The following is an 18,985-nucleotide window of genomic DNA, read 5'->3' on the forward strand; positions in this document are numbered from 1 at the left end:
ATCATCACTAGATACATTAAACATCCGCTTATGATATTCAGGTAGATTTTCGTAGCTCTGTCTTTTTTAGCTTTCCTGAAAATATCATCTGTTGTTAGGACATTAACGCACTCTTTCAGGAGCATCTTTTGAATATCAGCCGCAATGATAACAGAACATATCAACCCCTAACACTGGACAATGGTCTAAAAGTACTTTTAGTGCAAGACTTAGAGTCAACAAAATCAGCGGCTTCTATGGCGATTAACGCAGGCCATTTCGACGATCCTCTTGACAGACAAGGCCTTGCGCACTTTTTAGAGCACATGCTTTTTTTAGGCACTGACTTATACCCAGAATCGGGCGGCTTTTCTAATTTTGTATCACAATCTGGTGGCAACACCAACGCCTGGACTGGCACTGAGCACACTTGCTACTTCTTTGATATAAACAGCCAGCAGTTTGCTGAAGCACTAGCACAGTTCAGTCGTTTTTTTATCGCACCACTACTAAATCCTAAAGAGACTACAAAAGAACGCAATGCCATAGACGCAGAATTCAAACTAAAAATAAAAGATGATGGCCGACGAATTTATCAGGCTCACAAAGAAACGGTGAACCCAGCACACCCTTTTGCAAAGTTTTCGGTTGGTAACCAGCAAACCCTCGCGGATCGTGAGGGCTGCATCAGTGATGAGCTACGTGCTTTCTTCGATAGTCATTATCAGGCTCAGTGGATGACACTGGTGGTCTGCAGCAATGAAGATATTGCGACCATGACCACTTGGGTAAGACAGTTATTTAGCGAAATAAAAGGTCAGCCAAAAAGTAAAGAGATTATAGAGCAGCCACTTTACCGTAAACAAGACTTAGGTAAGGTGTTACACATTGAGCCACATAAACATATGCAAAAGCTCATTATTAGCTTTGCGATGCCAAATATAGATGACTTTTATCGTCACAAAACCGTTAGTTTTATCGCTCACTTACTTGGCTACGAAGGCAAAGGATCGCTGTACTCTATTCTAAAAGAGCAAGGCTGGATCAATGCCCTCTCAGCAGGTGGTGGCATTAATGGCAGTAACTTCAAAGATTTTAATATCAGTATGGCGTTGACTGATGAAGGTATTGAATACTATGAAGATATCGTCGAAATGGTGTTTGAGTATATCTGCTTAATTAACCAAAACTGCGATAAATTGCCGCGTCTTTATCAAGACAAAAAGAACCTCTTGCAAATTGCCTTTGATAACCAAGAAAAAGCACGTTTAATTGATTGGGTGAGTAACTTAAGCATTAATATGCAGCATTACGATGAAGCCAATTATGTGCAAGGCGATTATTTAATGGAAGGCTTTAACCGCTGCGCTCATGAAATTGCCATGCAATGGCTAACACCTGATAACATGCGCTTGGTACTCATTCATCCAGGTGTTGAGCCTGAGCACACTACAGCTTGGTACAACACCCCTTATAAAGTAGAGGACATTTCAACAAGTTGGTTAGAAGCGCTAAGCGAAATAAACACGCCATTACCACAGATGTGCTTACCAAGTGCTAACCCATACCTCACCAAAGAGGTTGAGTTATTGCCTTTAGAAAAGCCAACTAAATCACCAGAGCTTTTAGTCAAAAGAGAGGGCTTTGATTTTTGGTTTAAACAAGATGCGACTTTCAGAGTGGCAAAAGGGCATTTTTACTTAGCGATGGACTCAACCTTTGCGATTAAAGATGTTAAGCACATGGCCCTTACCCGCTTATTTGCAGACTTGTTTATGGACAGTGTAGCTGAGCAGTTTTATCCGGCTGAGCTTGCTGGCCTTAGTTATCACTTAACCTCTCACCAAGGCGGGTTAACTCTACACACTGCCGGTCTTTCATCGAGTCAGTTGGAGCTAGTTAATGAGTTACTTGAAGCACTCTTTAATGTTGAGATCTGCGCAAAACGCTTTGCTGAGTACAAAAAGCAGCTCGTTAGACATTGGCGGAACAGCAATCAAAACAAACCTGTTAGCGAGCTATTTAGTATTTTGGGTGCGCAAATTATGCCATGGAACCCAGAGCCGAATGCCTTAGCGCAGGCTTTAAAGGATACGAGTTTCCATCAGTTTAATTGCTTTAGAAATGAGTTTTTTAAAGCCTTGCACGTTGAGTCTTTTTTACATGGTAACTGGCAACGCTCTGATGCGCTTAAGTTCCAAAAACAAGTGACTGAGCACTTAGCTGGCAGCACCACAATTATTGATTTAACGCGACCACTAAACGATATAACCGAAGTAGGTCAACAGCGCTTCATATTAAATTGCAGCGATCATGCAATGGTACTGTACTACCAAGCACAAACGGATGACACCAGCGAAAAAGTGCAAATGATGGTACTTAACCATTTAATAAATCAAGATTACTTTAATGAGCTAAGAACAAAGCAACAACTCGGCTATTTAGTTGGCGCAGGCTATGCTCCGTTTAATACCCGTGCGGGTATCGCATTTTATGTGCAGTCACCTAAGCACAGTGCTGATGAGATACTTCAGCGTCACCAGCAATTTATTAATAATTATGTATCACAAGTAAACAGCATTTCTGAGCAGCAATGGTTAGATACCAAAGCGGGTCTTGTCACACATATTGCTGAAAAAGATAAAAATTTACGCTTACGCTCGCAACGTTTATGGTTGGCAATCGGTAATCGCGATACTGAATTTAATATGCAACGGCAGCTTTTAGAGGCACTTGATAAGTTAAGCCTTGCTCAAATGCAGCAGTATATTACCGAAACCTTTAGTGAAAACAGGCCAAGAATAGAACTTTTAAGTGAGCCAAAGGCCAAAAAACAGTCAAAAACAACCCTTTCTTCGCATTCTCTTTGACTCGAACGCGAGCTTAGATTAGATTAATTGTTGCGAATTAAAGTAATGCATTAATGACAAAAATAATAAAAATGATTTCTGCTTTTTTAACAATAAGTATGGCTGGGGTTTTTTCTGCATCCGCCAGCCCCATAGAGCTTGAACAGAGCACATTGTTGCTTATTCCAAGTGCTATCATGATGCTGTTATTGCCATACTTATTATTCATAATTTTTAAACTAAAACGCTCTCGACAGCAACTTCGTATCTCAGAACATCGTTTAAAAAGTACCGTAGAAGGTAGTGGTGACACCCTCTGGGACTGGAATATTAAAACCGGCGAGGTGCTACGAATTAATGATAAATACACTTCAGATACAAATAGTAGCAGCGGCTTTCCCCCTAATCGCGAATTAATTCACCCACACGACTTACAACACGTCGAAACAGCTCTTAAAAAACACTTCGCCGAGCATACCGCTTTTTTTGAAGCGAGTTACCGCATTAAAGACAGCTTTGGTCGTTGGCACTGGGTACTAGATCGCGGCAAGATCATCGAAAAAGACGCAAACCTCAACCCTTTGCGTATGACTGGCACTGTAAGAGATATTTCTCAGCTGAAATCAACAGAAGCACGTTTAAACCTATTCGCTAAATGCGTTGAGTCGCTAACTGACGCCATCGCTATTTACGATAAAAACTTCAAATTGGTTGACTTAAACCCAAGTTTTTTAACACTATTTGGTGGTACACGAGAGCAATACTTAAAGAAAGATTTTACCTTAAATGGCTATGACCAAAGCTATGTAGATGAAATTAAAGCCACCGTAAAAGCGACAGAACACTGGCAGCAAGAGGTAAAACTTCGCAATGCGAAAAGACAGCTGTTACCAATTGAAATTTCAATTGATGAAATCAAAAATGAGCACAATCAAATATGTAACTACGTAGTTGTTTTTTCAGATGAAACTGAGCGTAAAAAAGCGGAATCACAATTACATAACTTATCAAACCGTGACCGTACAACGGGCTTACCTAACCGAAACTTGTTTTTCACCAATCTGAAAAAGCTCGCTAAGCAAGATAATCATCACGCTTTGTTAGTGTTTGACCTAGATAACTTTAAGAAGATTAACGACTCTCTGGGTCACCAACTTGGTGATAGCTTATTGTCTAAGCTTGCGATGCGCTTGAATAAGTTAACCCGCGAAAAAGATGTGTTTTATCGTCTTGGCGGGGATGAGTTTGCGCTCGTAATGTCGGGCACCAACGATATTCATACTATCACTCGCATGGCTAAACTCTTTTTAGCCGCAATTGCTACACCTTTTAATATGGCAGGCCATGAACTGGTGATCACCTCAAGTGTCGGTATTGTGCTGTTTCCTGAAGATGGTAATACCCCCGAGTTATTACTTAAAAATGCGGATACAGCCATGTATCACGCTAAGAAAAAAGGTAATAGCTATTTGTTTTTCAACGACACAATGAACCGTGAAGCGGTTAAACGCTTACAAATCGAAAATTTAATGCGTTACGGTCTAAAAGAAGACCACTTTGAAGTGTACTACCAGCCAAAAATGAATATTCGTACAGGTAAACTAGATGGTATGGAAGCCTTGGTACGCTTCATTACCCCGAAAAAAGGTGTAATTAGTCCAGGTGTGTTTATTCCTATTGCTGAAGAAACTGGGCAAATTATCGAAATTGGTGAAGTTGTTTTAAACAAAGCATGCCGCGATGTAAAGGCGTGGATTGACCAAGGGTTATTCAACGGTCGTGTTGCAGTGAACTTATCCGCTAAACAGTTCAGCTTGCCCGATTTAACCACCCGTATTGATGTGATTTTGCAAAAGAATGAACTGCCCTCTTACTTCCTTGAACTTGAGATCACCGAAGGTACGGTTATGGACGACCCAAACGAAGCTATTTCTGTCATGCGCTCACTCAGTGCCCGAGGTATTCACCTTGCAATGGATGACTTTGGTACAGGCTACTCATCGTTAGCTTATCTAAAACAGTTCCCGCTTAATACTTTGAAAGTTGATAAAGCCTTTATTGACGACATGCAAACAGAACGTGGCCGGAATATGGTCGACTCGATTGTAACCATTGCTCATAACCTTGATTTACATGTGGTTGCAGAAGGCGTTGAACAAGCCGAACAAGTCATGATGTTAGAGCAGTTAAAATGTCAGACGGTACAAGGTTACTATTACTCAAAGCCACTATCACAGCCAGAATTTACCGCCTTCTTACAAAAGCAACTCGATAAATCTGCGCCGAGCCTACTAAAAACAGCAAAAGCTTAAGGTCGCCAGCCACACGATTGATGGCCAACGTGGCGCACAAATGCGCGGCGGTAGTGCATGTTAAATAAACACCAAGCAACAGGCCCAAGCACACCACCTAACAGCATCCAGCGCTTTACCGGCATTCCTTTAGACAGAGACTCTAAATACATCACCAAAATAAATACACAACTCAAAAAGATAAATAACACACAGCACCTCATAAAAATCAGCGGCAGTGTACATAATTTCAGCAAGCTTTAAAACTTCACTCATGCTATAACCTCTATAAGGCTTATTTATACTGGCCTTTATGTTACAAAGCTTTACTTTCTAGGCTGTTGAAATGATGTACAAAAAGCAACCTCACTGTTATTATCGATGCGTGCTATCAGCACAAAGGAATATAAAAAATAATTATGAGGAATCGTTATGTCTGAAGAATCAGCTAACATCTATGAAGCACCAGAAGCTGAGCTTACTCAGCAAAACAACGGTGGTAATAAACCTATTTTAAACTTTGACCGCTTCTCTGCTTGGGGCGTGTTCTTTTTATGCCTTTTCACATTTGGTATCTATAGTGTTTATTGGTTAGTGAGCCGAACTAATAAAGCCAATGCATTAGCAGAAAACCAGATAAGCCAAGGCTTAGTTTATGGCTATGTTGCTTTGTACATTGTGAATATTGTGTTGTCTTTTGCAGGAGTTTCACCTGAAATTGGTGGTATTGTGTCACTGATTTCGTTTGTTGTTGCCATTGTATTAATTTTCTCTCTTCGTACATCGATTAAAGAGTTAATTAATGAAGGTAGCAATGAACCAGTTCATTTAGGTGGTATTTTAACGTTTTTCTTTAACGTTATTTATTTCCAATACAAAATTAACGAAGCTATTGATAATCAAAAATAATCGTTTCGTTATTTAATAAAAAAGGCATTGAATTCAATGCCTTTTTTATTGCCAGTTGCTATTAGGGTTTTACAATGCCCCGGAGTGCTTCACATTTAAATAGGTGTTAAGCACATGCGGTAGTAGCTGCTCAGGGTTACAGTCTATGGCTATCACCCCCTGTTTTTTTAGCTTCGCCATATTGGCTTTATGTGAATTTAGTAGTGCTAATGCTGCACAGTAACTGGTTGCATCTTCGTACTTTTCAATAGGCTCATCGAGCACTTCATTTACAGCACGGTTATTAATATTAATAAGTGCCACTAAGTGGTGTTTTTGTAATAGCTTAATTGCAGGCATTAACTCATCAATGCTTTGCTCATCAAGGGTGGTAACTAATAACACTAAAGAACGTTTACTGCGTTTAGCAATTAATTGGTTCACAGCCACTAAATAGTCACTGCTGCTCTTATCTGGGTATAGATCATAAAAGTGATTCATTACCCGTGATACATTCTGTGCGCCTTTAACATCGGGTAACCAGCGCAGGCTTTGGTTAAAGCTTTGCATGCTAAACCAATCACCTTGCTTTAAAACTGTATGCGACAGCAGTAACAATGCATTTAAAGCATGATCAAAGTGGCTACCTTCATTGGCTTCGATGGCCATTTTCTTAGAGGCATCGAGCATCACTATAACATGTTGGTTTTGCTCTTCTTGATACTCTCGAGAAATGAGTTTTCGACGCTTACTAGTCGCCTGCCAGTCTATTTGTCTAACACTATCACCTTGGCGGTATTCGCGTAACTGCTGAAACTCAATACCATCACCGCGCTTTTTAGTGAGTTTTAACCCTGAAATAGGCTTATTCACTACGCCATTTAAATGCTGCTTTGAAGTCACACGGCTAAAATCGGGATACACTTTTAGTTGAATCGCTTGCGCAGCTAGCCAGTTTGTTTGCCAAAGGCCAAATGGCGACCCAACTCTAAGTTCAATGGCACTGATCTGCGCATCGCCTCGCTTGTGAGCGCGTAATGTAAAGCTCGGCTTTGCTTGTTGCATTGCATCAATAAACACCGTTTGCTGTGGCTTTTGCAGCTCAATTGCATTGCTCAAATGAACACTGACATCTAGCATGGTCGCATGCTTCGCTTTGTTTTTAATCACTATCTGCAAGGGTTGGCGTCGATACAAAGCCATGTTGAGGTTCGTTTGTGCGCTTACTTCAAGTAAAGGCTCTGACTTTGCCGCCATATAATCCAAAAATGCGACCAATAAAGGCACTAGGAGCAAGGCCGTTAACACTAAGCTGTCAACCGATGCAATGGCACAGACAAACAACAATAACAGCAACAAAGCTGTTAATTGTACTAAGCGTTTTGCAGGTCTATGCTTGATGCGATTCATGAGCGCGGCGCTTCAACACTGGCTAAAATGGCATTGATCACTTCATCAAATGACACTCCTTCCAGCTCCAGATCAGCCGATAAAATTAATCGGTGCCTTAAAATATTCACTGACACTGACTTCACGTCATCTGGGGTTACAAAGTCACGACCATTCATTAATGCCATTACTTTTGCGGCTTTAATAATATTAATTGAGGCACGTAACCCTGCACCGTGCAACACGCCCTGCCAAGTTCGTGAACTACGCACGATATCAACGGCATAATTAAGTATTTGTTCGTCGACTAAGATATCAGCACAAAGCTGTTTAATTTCCGCAATACGCTTAGCATCTAATACTGCTGGCAGTTGCTCTACTTTGGTTTCATTAGACACAATTTGTGTATTCAGTTTTAAAAGCTCAACTTCCGATTCATGAGAAGGAAAACCAAGCTCAACTTTCATCATAAAGCGGTCTAATTCAGCCTCTGGCAGTGGATACGTCCCCTCTTGATCTAATGGGTTTTGAGTCGCTAATACCATAAACGGTGAATCAATAGATAATGACTCCCCATCAATGGTGATTTGTTGCTCTTGCATCACCTCAAGAAGGGCTGATTGCGTTTTTGCGGGTGCACGGTTGATTTCATCAGCCAGTAAAATATTAGTAAATGCTGGGCCTTTTTTGATATTAAATTCACCTGATTTCATATCATACAAACTATGGCCAACAACATCTGAAGGCATTAAATCCGGTGTAAACTGCACTCGCGAAAAATCTACATTTAAGCTTTTTGCTAAGGCTCTAACCAGTAGCGTTTTGCCAAGCCCTGGAACTCCTTCAAGTAACACATGACCGCCCGCAAAGAGTACCGTAAGCACATCTTCAACAATGGCATCTTGACCGACTAACACACGCGAAATGTTATGCTTTACTTGTTTTACTGCATCAGCTGCCTCAACTAAGCTCATGCGATTAGTGTCTAATTCCGTGCTCATAAGGCATTCCTTAATTGTTTAAATCGTTTTATAAATTCTGTTCGTTGTTCTTTTGACTCAGGCAACTTGCTAGCAAGCAACTCTGCCACCTGTTGTTTTTCAAAATGAGTTAAATTAGCGATGATCTGCGCCTGCTTTTCAGCACTAAGCATCTTAAAGTTAGGCACTCGCGACTCTACTTTGGCGTAAAAATCTTTTTCTAGAGCAGTAAATAACACGGCTTCGTGACCATGCTCAGAATAAAAGTTTGCTACTGCTCGAATATGCTGATTAAAGCTGGTTTTTACATCGAAGTCAGGAGCATAAGAGCGGCCGATGCGACTACTGATGTGCCATACTGCAAGCACAATTAATAACAGCAACGTCACCACACATTGCCAGCTCCAGTGCCATAATTTGGCAAACCAATTTGGGTAAGTCAGGTAAGGGACATAGGTTACTTTTTTAGCCCCTTTACTTAACCAAAGTAATAAGCTGCCATGATCAAGGTGGCGAAGTCGGTAATTGGTAAAAGGTAACAGCGATGGCATCACAATGACCCGACCTTGACCAAACGCAAAGTCACACATCAAGGTGTCGCCGTTATCATTATTGGTATTCACACCGGGGCAGTTTTCAATAAGAAAGGCACGGCTTAGCTCAAGGTCAAGCTCAGTGTTTTCATCAATTGAGAGCGTACTATTTTTATGCCCCTCTTTGAGCATTGCAAAATCATATTCAAAGACATCTTCTTGGCTTTCTACATTAATACTAAGCTGACTAAAAAATACGGTGCTATCAATTGCCAGCTCATCACGTTGCCTGTTTAATACATAAATCAAGCGTCCGCCTTCAGCGACCCAATCAGCCAGCTGTACATCTAACAGGTAAGAATCAGCAAGCACTGCCTCATCCAAAATTAAGATACTTTGTGGGTCTATGTTTAACTCATCACTTTGAGCTTGCTCTGCCAAGCGCTTGTTTTTATTCCAATCGATACCATTGGCTTTAAGTAGCCGTTGAGCCATCGTAAAGTTATCTTTTGCGACATCACTATGAAAGCCGATCTCTATTTCTTTTTTCTGCCAATCTAAAGAGGCAATACCCGCAATAGCAAATAGGCTAAACAATACGAGCGCCGCAATAAGCACAACCTTAAGCTTCATGGGCTTGCTCCTTAGTCTCTGCTGTCATAGCTTTAATTTGCTCAATCAGCTCGATAAAGTCGATATCAGGGGTTTTATGGCCCCAAGCGACCGTGACCCACGCAGAAAATAAGCGAGCAAAAATTGCTTGCCCTTGATTTGGCACCCTAGCATCAATTGCACGTTTACATTCGCGCTCAGTCATCGAGCGGTGTAAGCGCACTTCATGTCGTTGCTGCGCCCAACTCAGCGCATGATGAAGCAAATACGCCAGCGCCAAGCGGTGCTGCCCTTGCTCAAAACACTGCTTTGCAGCAGCAATTAAATCAGTAGGTAAATCCTTACTTTTAATTTCTGCAAATAAGGTTGGAATAACTGGCTGTTCATTCACTTTACTGCGCTCAGGCAAGCTTAAGTTGGCAAAAAAGCCACGTTTTTGCATCAGGTAATACACTAGCCAAATAACTAATAAGCCGACCAATACCCAAACTAACACGCCAAACACTTCACCAATGGCAGTAAATACATCGATAAGCCAAGACCAATCACTATCTGATGAACTCGCTTTGGCTTCGATATTTGGCACCCACGTAGTCTCAGTTTCGATGACATTAGGCTCATTATAAAGAGCAGTAACTTGCTCTTTTACCGCTTGCTTATCGATTTGCTCTGCATAGCTTGTTGATGGTTGCAGCGTAAATGTTGTCAGCAGAAGAAGTGCTACAGCACTGACTACGCCTGCAAGACGGGTGCGAATATTTTTAAATGCCAGCTCGATATCCCAGCCCTCTAGTTCAACTCGGCGGTGTAAATAAGCAAGGAAACCGCCGGTAACAAAAAGCGGCGCCACTAATGAAATACTGAAGATATAAATAAAGTTAAACGCTACCTCAACCCAGATTGGCGCTTCAAAAATTTGGTACATGGCTTCTTGTGCAGAGAATGAATGGGGCACAAGTGCAATTGTCAGTGCCGATATTCCCATCAATAAGATAAACTCAAAATGTACACAAAACAGCATCCACAATGTCTGCTTAGGCTTAGTTGAAGCAAACAACACCTGCTTACGTTTGGTTTTGCGTTCACCTGATAGTCGTTCAAGTTGCTCTACGGGGGCTAAAAATGCTCTGTTTGGGCTGAGCCTAAAAACGGTTAAATGCGCAAGCATATCAGTCATTTTTAACTGCTTGAGTAACTTTAAGCTACTCATTATGTTGACTGGCTGATTGAAAACCGCTTTTGACATGTAATCAAGTAATGGTCGCTCAAATACAGGTTTAAGCCACCAAACAACAAAGCCGCCTATGCCCCAGTTTACTAGAAAGCCAACAATTAAAAATACGGGCACGGCCATCATCAAATACAAAGAAACCAACGCCACAGCATGCTGCTTAACTAGCAACACGGTTAAATCAAAGGTTTCGTAAGCACTGCGCTTGCGAGGATTGAAGCTAAGACGATTAAGCTCCATAGCGCATTCCCCTGTACAAGCGAAAAATGACATAAGCCCAACAACCGCTGCCAACTAAATATTTAACTTCGTTAGCAATATCACGGGGTGACCAAAATGCTTCGATAAAAGCGGCAATGACTAACATCAAAAATGCGCCAACAATCAGTGGAAGTGCTTTTTGTGCAGCCTGTTTCATCGCGTATGCACGGGTATACTGCCCTGGATTTAACAAGCCGTAACCTATTTGACACCCGGCCGCTGAGGCAATGATGATAGCGGTTAACTCAAACGAGCCATGGGTTATTACAAACGAAAAAAACGGCCCTTCAAATCCAACATTGACAATGTGAGCCGCAACGGCACCAAAATAAAAACTATTGAACAACAAGAAAAAAGCAGCACCAACACAGAACAGAACACCACCTGCAAACATCTGAAATGCAATGCCAATATTATTGTAGATATAGACCCCGAACATCATCAGATCTTGTGATGCGCCGCGCTCTACCGATTGAACGCTACCACTTGGGTTATACATTTGTTCGATATTAAGCACTGTACCTTGCCCTAAAAATGTATAAGCGGCATCAGGGTCAATTGTCACCCAAATAAAAGCAACTAAGGCCAATCCCCAAAATGCCAATAAGTTAATGCCAAGCATTAAACGATTTTCATACAGTGCACGTGGAAATGCCGTGCGGGCCACATGCCATATTTCAGAAAATTGATTGCTTCGAGATAAATAAAGGCGCTTTTGTCCTAATTGCACCAGCCTGTTTATTTGCTCAATCAACACTGGGCTGTATTGACGACTTTGCGCAATGGCTAAATCATTACAGACTTTGCGATACAAGTTAGGGAAATTAACAGGTAAAGACTTTGCACTATTTTGCTCGCAAAGCGCTTCAAACTCATCCCAACTGACACTATTTGATTTTACAAATTGAGTTTGCTTCATTGCTTACCCTCCTGCTGCGGGTAATCGTTATCGTGTTGAACTTGACCTGCAAAGTGGCGTGCGTAACTAACAAGCTGCGCCTCAATCTCATGCTCTGCAGCAGAAAAAGGAGTAGCTAAAATAGCTGCCAACTCACGACGCCTTGCATCCGATAATTCATCATGACGCTCTGCAAAAGCAAGCACCGCTAATTGCTCTTCGGTGGTTAAGCTAATGGTAGGAATATGCACTTCTCCTTGTGATAATTCTGGGCGCATAGCTAACTCATCGTCGTAAATAACCATAGTGCCTGCAGCCCAATCACCAATGCGTTTAAAACGGTTGTTAAACAACATAACCACAAGGCCTAAGAAATAGCCTATAGGTAGCATATCGGCTGGGCGTAGTAAGTTACGCACTACAATTTGCGAAAAGCTCGCTGGTAAGCCATTGTCTTGCACAACACGGATTTTAAGGCGTTTTTTACCCGGCGTTTGGCCATTTTCCATTTCAAACAGGATGTTATATCCCCATGAAATTAAAAAGTAAGCAATTAAGATAAGCCCCTGCCCTGCATCACCAAAGAAGGCCAATACAGTACCAACAGCAAGTAGAACCAAACTACGGATAATAAAATCGATAATGTAGGCATAGCTTCTGGCAACAACGCCAGCGGGAGTAATGGCGATATCAACGCCTTCAGGGAGTTTGATGTATTCTCTGTTTTCCAATCCGTGGTTCAACATTAATCTACTACTGATAATTATTATTGTTTTCGTAAGCCGATAATAATGCGCGTTTTTCGTTCCTTTTTCAATGAATTTTGTAATGAGCGAGTTACTAATAAAGCAAAAAACCGGCAAAAAGCCGGTTCTCTAATGGACCACAGAGTTATTTTTCTGCGCGTCCCATAAATTTTTGTTCAACGGTGTTGATACGAATACGGTCACCTGTTGAAATATGCTCAGGAACTTGAATCGTTAAACCCGTTGTTAAACGTGCTGGCTTTGAACGTGCACTTGCTGAAGCGCCTTTGATTGAAGGGTCTGTTTCTTCAACAACAAGCTCAACACTTGATGGTAAATCTAAGCCAACTGGTGAGCCATCAATCACAATCACGTGAAGGCCTTGAGTTTCTTCATTAACGAATAAAATCTCTTCGCTGATCGCTTCTTTATTAAGGTTATATGGCGTGTAGTCTTCATTATCCATGAAAACATACTCTTCACCATCAATGTAAGAGAACATTGCTTCGCGACGAATGAGATCAGCAAGCTTTAACATATCGCTGTCTTTAAATGTTTCATCAACTTTACCGCCTGTTACCACATCGTATAAACGCATGCGGTATAAACTGCCACCAGCACGACCTTGTGGTACAGAACGTTGAATATCTTTAACTACTAAAACACGGCCGTTATGCTCGATAGCGGCGCCTTTTTTAACTTCACTTGCCTTAGGCATGGGTGTATTCCTATCGTTTTTTGATGACAGAAATTTACCACGTAATAGCTTTTGTTCAATAAAAATTTACAGTTTAATCTCAGAGCCTTTATTTATATTATTTTTCAGCAAATTATAACGATAGTTGTCTCCAAACTACGAAAAAGCTGCTATGTTTATAACTACGAAAAATGACTTCAAGGATTGGATCATGAATCAACACACAGTACACGAGTATTTAATGAAAAAGCCATTGGTGATGATCACCCAACCATTTGGCCAAGATGTCGACGTTTACAAGGTGAATCATAAAATGTTTGCGACCCTTGCCGAGGGCAAAGAAGGTCAAACTGACGATGAGGGAAACCTTGTATGGTGGCTAAATCTGAAATGCGATCCAGATGAAGCCCAAGCACTGCGTGATATTTTCCCGTCGGTGATCCCGGGTTATCACATGAACAAACGTTTATGGAATACGGTTATTTTAGATGGCACCGTACCACAGGGAGAGATTGAACGAATGATTGATAATTCGTTTGATTTAGTGGTTGCGAATATGCCAGAAAAAGACAGAAAAGCAATTGAGCTTCATCTGTAAAATTGCGCACTGATCACGCTCTGTGATCAGTGCAACTTAAATGAAAATGATGATCGGTATACAAAACACCGCCAATAGCATACGCATCTAGTTGCTTATCGACTAACTGAAAACCACATTTCTCAAGTACTTTTTCTGAACCGATATTACCCTCGGTGACAACCGCTTTAAATTCACGCACAGCATGCTCTGATTTGGCGTAATCAAGCACCGCTTGCAAAGACTCTGTGGCATAGCCACGACCATGAAAGTTAGGCAGTAGCAAATAACCAACTTCTTGACTATCTGGCACTGTTGATGAAGTAAACCCCGTCACACCCACCTCTTTGCCCGTACTGGTTTCAACAATAACTAAACAAAGTGGTGAATTCGAATTTGGCTGCCAAGGCTTTAAACGCTCATTAAACTTTGCTCGTAGTTGCGCCTCTGAGGGCTTATCGAAGCACTTCTCTATCACTTGAGCATCATTATGCAAAGTATAAAACAGCGGCCAGTCATCGGCATTTAACAGCCTTAATGTTAATCGCGCAGTGGTGAGAGTCATGGTGATTAATCGCTTTGTAAATAAACCTAGTTATAACAAACTGATTTCGTGAGTTAAATACCACTTATGGCCAATATAGAAGAAAAGTCCACATTTTTTAGACTTAACTTAGTTAAACTTCAAAGCCAAAATGACTCCCGTCCGGGAGCTCAACATCAAGTCTTAAGGTACCCCCAGCAGCTTCAACATAGCGCTTTAATGATGATAATCTAACGTCACGACCTGGTTTCTCCATGTCAGATATCGTTGGCTGCTTGACGCCAAGCTCTTTCGCCATCTCACCTTGTGTTAGTTTCATATGTTCACGAAGCTCTGCTAAATGAATATTAAGAAGCATATCTGACGCCGCTTTCTTAGCTTTGGCTACCACTTCTGGTTTTTCATTCGCCAATAACTTTTCCAGTGTTCTAGCCATTATATTTACCTCTTTTCTAACTTATCTAGGTGAGCCGAATATTCACTATCAGCTATCGGGATCATTTGCTCATAAAACCTTTTTTCATTTGAGTTTTTATTCCCCGCACAGAGAAGAATCGCTTTTCGGTTTGGATCAAAAGCAAAAAAAGCACGTATCGGAATCCCTTTACTTTGAATCCTTAACTCCTTCATATTACTAAAACAAGAACCATACACTGTATCTGCATAAGGTCTTGCTAGCATAGGACCTCGCTCCTGAAGAACCAATAAACACGCAAGTACATTAGTTCGGTCTGTGTCATCTAAGGCGTCAAACCAATTATCGAACCTGTCGGTTGTTTCAACTAACCACATATGAGTCCTCCTTGACCATAGATTTAAATCTATATAGATAATAACCTATAGTCAAGATTTAATCCGCTCAACTTCTAACCAAGTTCGAACCAATAAAAAAGCCCCGCTCAATGAGCAGGGCTTTTAAAATTAACTAATTTAAAGAATTAGCTTTTAGTCGTTTCTTTATCAGCTTCTTCTGACGCTTGCTCGTCTTCAACCACTTCTTTGGTTACTTCAACCGGATCGACAGGCTTAGCTTCAGCTTCAGCTACAGCCGGCTCTTCGCTTTCTGCTTGGTAAAAACGACCACCCTTTTCAGCCATTGCTTTTAACGTATCGCAAGGTGTGAAAATTGGGTTGTAGTTAGCAAAAGTCGCCATTTCTGAGCTCACTTGTGCTGCACCCAGTTTATCCATATAGCTAAATGGACCGCCTAAGAATGGTGGGAAACCGATACCAAAAATAGCACCAATATCACCGTCACGCGGGCTTGCAATAATGCCATCATCTAAACAGCGCACCGCTTCGTTAAGCATTTGCGCAACACAACGTTTAGCAATTTCGCTCTTGTTTAAACGAGGTGATGGCGTAACACCAAGTAGCTCATAAACTGACTCATCCACTTTTTTATCTTTCTTGTCGTAAAGATAAAAACCACGGCCAGTCTTACGACCTAAACGCTTAGAGTCGATTAAGCGATTAAAGGCGTCAGGTGCTTTAAAGCGCTCGCCCAATTCTTTTTCAAGGATTGGCGCAATTTTAGAACCGATATCAATCCCGACTTCATCAAGTAACGCTAAAGGCCCAACAGGGAAACCAAACTCAACCAATGCTTGATCAATCTTTTCAATTGGCTCACCTGCAAGCAGTAAATTAGCCGCTTCATTGACATAAGGCGCTAAGATACGGTTTACATAGAAACCAGCCATATCTTTAACCACAATTGGTGTTTTACCTTGTTTACGGGCAAAGTTAACGACACGAGCGATGGTTTCTTCAGAGGTACCAGCGTGTGGAATGATCTCAACAAGTGGCATTTTCTCAACAGGTGAGAAGTAATGCAGACCAATTACATTTTCTGGGCGTGCTGCATCAGCAGCAATTTGTGCAATTGGTAATGATGAGGTATTACTTGCAAAAATCGTGTTGTCTTGGCATTCACGTTCTACATCAGCCACCATACCTTGCTTTAAAGCAAGATCTTCAAACACCGCTTCAATAACGATATCAATGTGTTTAAAGCCGCTGTAATCGGTAGTACCGGTAATGCGGTTCATGGTTTGCTGTAGATCAGCTTTAGATAAAATACGACGCTTTTGCTTTTTATCTAAAATCTTATAGCTGTAGTTCATTGCATTGCTGATGCCCTTTTCAGCCACATCTTTAATGCGCACTGGAACACCCGCTTTCACGGCACTAACATGAGCGATACCCGCGCCCATGAGACCGCCACCTAATACTGCCGCTTTAGCGATCGCTGGTGCATCATCATTACGCCACTCTTTTTTCATTTCAGTGGTTGCAAAGAAAATACCGCGTAATGCTTTTGACTCATCACTCATTACCAGCGTGGCAAAACCTTCAGCTTCAGTTTTGTATGCTTTTAACTGATCAAGTTCAACACTTGCACGAACCGCTTTAATAATGGCTAAAGGTGCTGGGTAATGACCACCTGTTTTCTTCAGCACGTTTTCTTGTGCTTTTTTGAAAATAATATTGCGGCCAAATGGGTTCGACTCAAGTAATTGGCTTAAACGATCTAACTTAGGTTTAGTAACCTTCGCCTTACCTTTCAGAGCAAACTCTTTAGCAACATCTAGCAATACGCTATGTGGTACACAGTCATTTACTAAGCCTGTTTTCTTCGCTTGCTTAGCACGCACTTGCTTACCTGTAAGCATCCACTCAAGTGCTTTTTGCAAGCCAACTAATTTTGGTAAACGTTGAGTACCGCCACCACCAGGTAATAAGCCTAACTGTACTTCTGGCAAACCAAGCTTAGTGATATCGCTATCTGAACACACACGATAATCACACGCTAAAGCAAACTCTAAACCGCCACCCAATGCAGCACCATGAATAGCACTTACTGTTGGGAAAGGCAGCTTTTTCATATCAAAAAATGCTTGCTGACACATTTCGCTTAACGCTAATGCATCTTCACGGCTATTGGCGCTATCAAGCATTTTAATATCAGCACCGGCGATAAAGTTATCGCTTTTACCACTGATAAATACCATGCCTTTTACTGCTTGCGCTTGTGCGTCTTTGAGTAAGGTTTTTAAATCTTCTGCAAAACTGCTGCGCAAGGTGTTCATTTTCTCACCCGGCACATCAATGGTTACAACGGCTACGCCGTCATCTGCCACTGATAAACTAAATACTGAATCTGTCATTACGCACTCTCCAATACAAAGGCTGCGCCTAAGCCACCCGCTGCACACGCAGTCGTAAGCGCTAAGCCGCCACCGCGACGATTAAGTTCATGTAAGCTTTGCGTGATCAGGCGCGCACCTGTTGCCGCAAATGGGTGACCGTATGCAAGTGAGCCACCTAATACATTAAACTTGTCCATGTTTATTTCGCCGATCGCCTTGCTGCGACCTAGCTTTTCTTGTGCAAATTTATCTGACGCAAACATTTTCATATTAGCCAGTGTTTGCGCTGCAAATGCTTCATGCATTTCGATTAAATCTAAATCAGCTAATGTGATACCTGCTCTATCTAGGGCAATTGGCGTTGAGTGCGCCGGGCCCATTAGCATATCTTCATGTACACCAATTGCTGAGAAAGCAAAGCTACGTACATAACCTAGAATGTCGTAACCCAATGCTTTAGCTTTACTCTCACTCATCATTAATACCGCAGCCGCCCCATCAGTTAATGGCGTTGCGTTAGCTGCAGTCACTGATCCGTGCTGACGGTCAAATACTGGTTTTAATTTCGCGTAGCCTTCAACTGTTGAGTTATGACGAATGTTATTGTCTTGCTCAATAAAGCTCTTATAAGGTGCAACATGGGCAGTCATTACTTCATTTTTAAGTTTACCATCAGCCCACGCCTGACTTGCAAGGGTGTGCGAACGATGTGCTAAGGCATCTTGATCTTCACGGCTGATGCTATGTGTTTTCGCCATTTGCTCTGCTGTTTGACCCATAGATAAACCAGTAGAGTACTCAGCGACCGCAGGCGGAACAGGAAGTAAATCTTTTAAACGTAATTTAGAGAAAATCTTTAATCGCTGACCAAGCGTACGTGCTTTGTTTAAATCAACAAGGCTGCCCGCTAATTTTTTACTAACACCAATAGGTAATACAGACGATGAGTCAGCACCACCAGCGATACCTACTTGCACTGAGCCTGCCATAATTGACTCGGCTACGTTAGCAATGGCTTGGAAACTTGTTGCACACGCACGCGAAACAGAATAAGCATCAACAGAAACAGGCATACCCGTACCTAATACAATTTCACGGGCAATATTTGGCGCTTCTGGCATTTGCACTACTTGTCCAAATACAAGTTGGTCAATTTCAGATTTATCAAAGTTAAGTCGCTCAAGCATTTCGTTGACAACTAACTTACCCATATCAAGGGCTGGTACGTGATGGAATGCTGTGGCTTGCTTTGCGAATGGCGTTCGCAGGCCGCTAACGATAGCGATACGATCGCCTTTTGCTGTTTTAAGTATATTTTGCTCAGACATTTATGCTCTCCCGCTGACAGGTCTGACCTG

General features: G+C 41.7%; 17 protein-coding genes. 4 read left to right on the plus strand and 13 right to left on the minus strand.

Going from position 1 to position 18,985, the window contains the following annotated elements; all coding sequences use genetic code 11:
* Positions 1-128: 128 nt before the first annotated feature.
* Both L1266_RS10980 and L1266_RS10985 read left to right on the plus strand, forming a co-directional pair.
* The gene (locus tag L1266_RS10980; RefSeq protein WP_235377530.1) at positions 129-2,849 is read left to right on the plus strand and encodes an insulinase family protein; all 2,721 of its coding nucleotides are present in this window, start codon (positions 129-131) and stop codon (positions 2,847-2,849) included.
* A gap of 176 nt (positions 2,850-3,025) precedes the next feature.
* Positions 3,026-5,140: a sensor domain-containing protein gene (locus L1266_RS10985; RefSeq protein WP_371352126.1), complete on the plus strand. Its 2,115-nt coding sequence runs from the start codon at positions 3,026-3,028 to the stop codon at positions 5,138-5,140.
* Here L1266_RS10985 and L1266_RS10990 read toward each other — a convergent pair.
* Positions 5,137-5,331 carry a hypothetical protein gene (locus L1266_RS10990; protein WP_054553205.1) on the minus strand — a complete coding sequence of 65 codons (195 nt, stop codon included), beginning with the start codon at positions 5,329-5,331 and terminating at the stop codon, positions 5,137-5,139. The two genes, L1266_RS10985 and L1266_RS10990, sit on opposite strands and share 4 nt — an antisense overlap.
* A gap of 220 nt (positions 5,332-5,551) precedes the next feature.
* Between L1266_RS10990 and L1266_RS10995 the strand changes: the two genes are divergently transcribed.
* Positions 5,552-6,028 (plus strand): DUF4234 domain-containing protein, encoded by a 477-nt coding sequence (locus L1266_RS10995; RefSeq protein WP_138599010.1) that lies wholly within the window; start codon positions 5,552-5,554, stop codon positions 6,026-6,028.
* A gap of 69 nt (positions 6,029-6,097) precedes the next feature.
* Here L1266_RS10995 and L1266_RS11000 read toward each other — a convergent pair whose 3' ends face one another.
* From L1266_RS11000 to efpL, 7 genes are all read right to left on the minus strand, one after another.
* Positions 6,098-7,417, minus strand: a complete 1,320-nt coding sequence (locus L1266_RS11000; protein WP_235377531.1) for a DUF58 domain-containing protein — start codon at positions 7,415-7,417, stop codon at positions 6,098-6,100.
* A complete protein-coding gene (locus L1266_RS11005; RefSeq protein ID WP_054553208.1) occupies positions 7,414-8,397 on the minus strand; it encodes an AAA family ATPase in 984 nt (327 codons plus the stop codon). Before L1266_RS11005 ends, L1266_RS11000 begins: the two co-directional genes overlap by 4 nt.
* On the minus strand, positions 8,394-9,542 hold the full coding sequence (locus tag L1266_RS11010; RefSeq protein ID WP_235377532.1) for a DUF4350 domain-containing protein: 1,149 nt from the start codon (positions 9,540-9,542) through the stop codon (positions 8,394-8,396). The genes L1266_RS11005 and L1266_RS11010 overlap by 4 nt, the downstream gene beginning before the upstream one ends.
* Positions 9,532-10,992 (minus strand): hypothetical protein, encoded by a 1,461-nt coding sequence (locus L1266_RS11015; protein ID WP_235377533.1) that lies wholly within the window; start codon positions 10,990-10,992, stop codon positions 9,532-9,534. The genes L1266_RS11010 and L1266_RS11015 overlap by 11 nt, the downstream gene beginning before the upstream one ends.
* Positions 10,982-11,932, minus strand: coding sequence for a stage II sporulation protein M (locus tag L1266_RS11020; protein WP_138618573.1), 951 nt, complete (start codon positions 11,930-11,932; stop codon positions 10,982-10,984). Before L1266_RS11020 ends, L1266_RS11015 begins: the two co-directional genes overlap by 11 nt.
* Positions 11,929-12,657, minus strand: coding sequence for an RDD family protein (locus L1266_RS11025; RefSeq protein WP_054553212.1), 729 nt, complete (start codon positions 12,655-12,657; stop codon positions 11,929-11,931). Before L1266_RS11025 ends, L1266_RS11020 begins: the two co-directional genes overlap by 4 nt.
* A gap of 145 nt (positions 12,658-12,802) precedes the next feature.
* A complete protein-coding gene (gene efpL / locus L1266_RS11030; RefSeq protein ID WP_054553213.1) occupies positions 12,803-13,375 on the minus strand; it encodes an elongation factor P-like protein EfpL in 573 nt (190 codons plus the stop codon).
* A gap of 190 nt (positions 13,376-13,565) precedes the next feature.
* Here efpL and L1266_RS11035 point away from each other — a divergent pair, with 190 nt between their 5' ends.
* A complete protein-coding gene (locus L1266_RS11035; RefSeq protein ID WP_054553214.1) occupies positions 13,566-13,952 on the plus strand; it encodes an MmcQ/YjbR family DNA-binding protein in 387 nt (128 codons plus the stop codon).
* Between the two features lie 13 nt (positions 13,953-13,965).
* Here the strand turns inward: L1266_RS11035 and L1266_RS11040 are convergent, their stop codons facing one another.
* The 5 genes from L1266_RS11040 to fadI all read right to left on the minus strand — a co-directional run bounded on the left by L1266_RS11040 (position 13,966) and on the right by fadI (position 18,955).
* Positions 13,966-14,496, minus strand: coding sequence for a GNAT family N-acetyltransferase (locus tag L1266_RS11040; protein ID WP_054553215.1), 531 nt, complete (start codon positions 14,494-14,496; stop codon positions 13,966-13,968).
* 112 nt (positions 14,497-14,608) lie between these two features.
* Positions 14,609-14,911 (minus strand): helix-turn-helix domain-containing protein, encoded by a 303-nt coding sequence (locus tag L1266_RS11045; RefSeq protein WP_054553216.1) that lies wholly within the window; start codon positions 14,909-14,911, stop codon positions 14,609-14,611.
* 5 nt (positions 14,912-14,916) lie between these two features.
* Positions 14,917-15,267 (minus strand): type II toxin-antitoxin system RelE/ParE family toxin, encoded by a 351-nt coding sequence (locus tag L1266_RS11050; RefSeq protein WP_235377534.1) that lies wholly within the window; start codon positions 15,265-15,267, stop codon positions 14,917-14,919.
* Positions 15,268-15,413: 146 nt separating this feature from the next.
* Complete coding sequence (gene fadJ, locus L1266_RS11055; protein WP_235377535.1) at positions 15,414-17,645, minus strand: fatty acid oxidation complex subunit alpha FadJ; 2,232 nt, start codon at positions 17,643-17,645, stop codon at positions 15,414-15,416.
* Positions 17,645-18,955 carry an acetyl-CoA C-acyltransferase FadI gene (fadI, locus tag L1266_RS11060; RefSeq protein ID WP_235377536.1) on the minus strand — a complete coding sequence of 437 codons (1,311 nt, stop codon included), beginning with the start codon at positions 18,953-18,955 and terminating at the stop codon, positions 17,645-17,647. The genes fadJ and fadI overlap by 1 nt, the downstream gene beginning before the upstream one ends.
* Positions 18,956-18,985 lie beyond the last annotated feature (30 nt).

The sequence above is a fragment of the Pseudoalteromonas sp. Cn5-37 genome (genome assembly GCF_021532495.1).
Lineage (GTDB): Bacteria > Pseudomonadota > Gammaproteobacteria > Enterobacterales > Alteromonadaceae > Pseudoalteromonas > Pseudoalteromonas simplex.

Excerpts from the sequence above, each read along its gene's own strand:
- L1266_RS11015 (WP_235377533.1), bottom strand. The coding sequence starts at position 10,992 with ATGGAGCTTAATCGTCTTAGCTTCAATCCTCGCAAGCGCAGTGCTTAC.
- L1266_RS11010 (WP_235377532.1), bottom strand. The coding sequence starts at position 9,542 with ATGAAGCTTAAGGTTGTGCTTATTGCGGCGCTCGTATTGTTTAGCCTA.
- L1266_RS11035 (WP_054553214.1), top strand. The coding sequence starts at position 13,566 with ATGAATCAACACACAGTACACGAGTATTTAATGAAAAAGCCATTGGTG.
- L1266_RS11020 (WP_138618573.1), bottom strand. The coding sequence starts at position 11,932 with ATGAAGCAAACTCAATTTGTAAAATCAAATAGTGTCAGTTGGGATGAG.
- L1266_RS11045 (WP_054553216.1), bottom strand. The coding sequence starts at position 14,911 with ATGGCTAGAACACTGGAAAAGTTATTGGCGAATGAAAAACCAGAAGTG.
- L1266_RS11025 (WP_054553212.1), bottom strand. The coding sequence starts at position 12,657 with ATGTTGAACCACGGATTGGAAAACAGAGAATACATCAAACTCCCTGAA.
- L1266_RS10995 (WP_138599010.1), top strand. The coding sequence starts at position 5,552 with ATGTCTGAAGAATCAGCTAACATCTATGAAGCACCAGAAGCTGAGCTT.
- efpL (WP_054553213.1), bottom strand. The coding sequence starts at position 13,375 with ATGCCTAAGGCAAGTGAAGTTAAAAAAGGCGCCGCTATCGAGCATAAC.
- fadI (WP_235377536.1), bottom strand. The coding sequence starts at position 18,955 with ATGTCTGAGCAAAATATACTTAAAACAGCAAAAGGCGATCGTATCGCT.
- L1266_RS11000 (WP_235377531.1), bottom strand. The coding sequence starts at position 7,417 with ATGAATCGCATCAAGCATAGACCTGCAAAACGCTTAGTACAATTAACA.
- L1266_RS11040 (WP_054553215.1), bottom strand. The coding sequence starts at position 14,496 with ATGACTCTCACCACTGCGCGATTAACATTAAGGCTGTTAAATGCCGAT.
- L1266_RS10985 (WP_371352126.1), top strand. The coding sequence starts at position 3,026 with ATGATGCTGTTATTGCCATACTTATTATTCATAATTTTTAAACTAAAA.
- L1266_RS11005 (WP_054553208.1), bottom strand. The coding sequence starts at position 8,397 with ATGAGCACGGAATTAGACACTAATCGCATGAGCTTAGTTGAGGCAGCT.
- fadJ (WP_235377535.1), bottom strand. The coding sequence starts at position 17,645 with ATGACAGATTCAGTATTTAGTTTATCAGTGGCAGATGACGGCGTAGCC.
- L1266_RS11050 (WP_235377534.1), bottom strand. The coding sequence starts at position 15,267 with ATGTGGTTAGTTGAAACAACCGACAGGTTCGATAATTGGTTTGACGCC.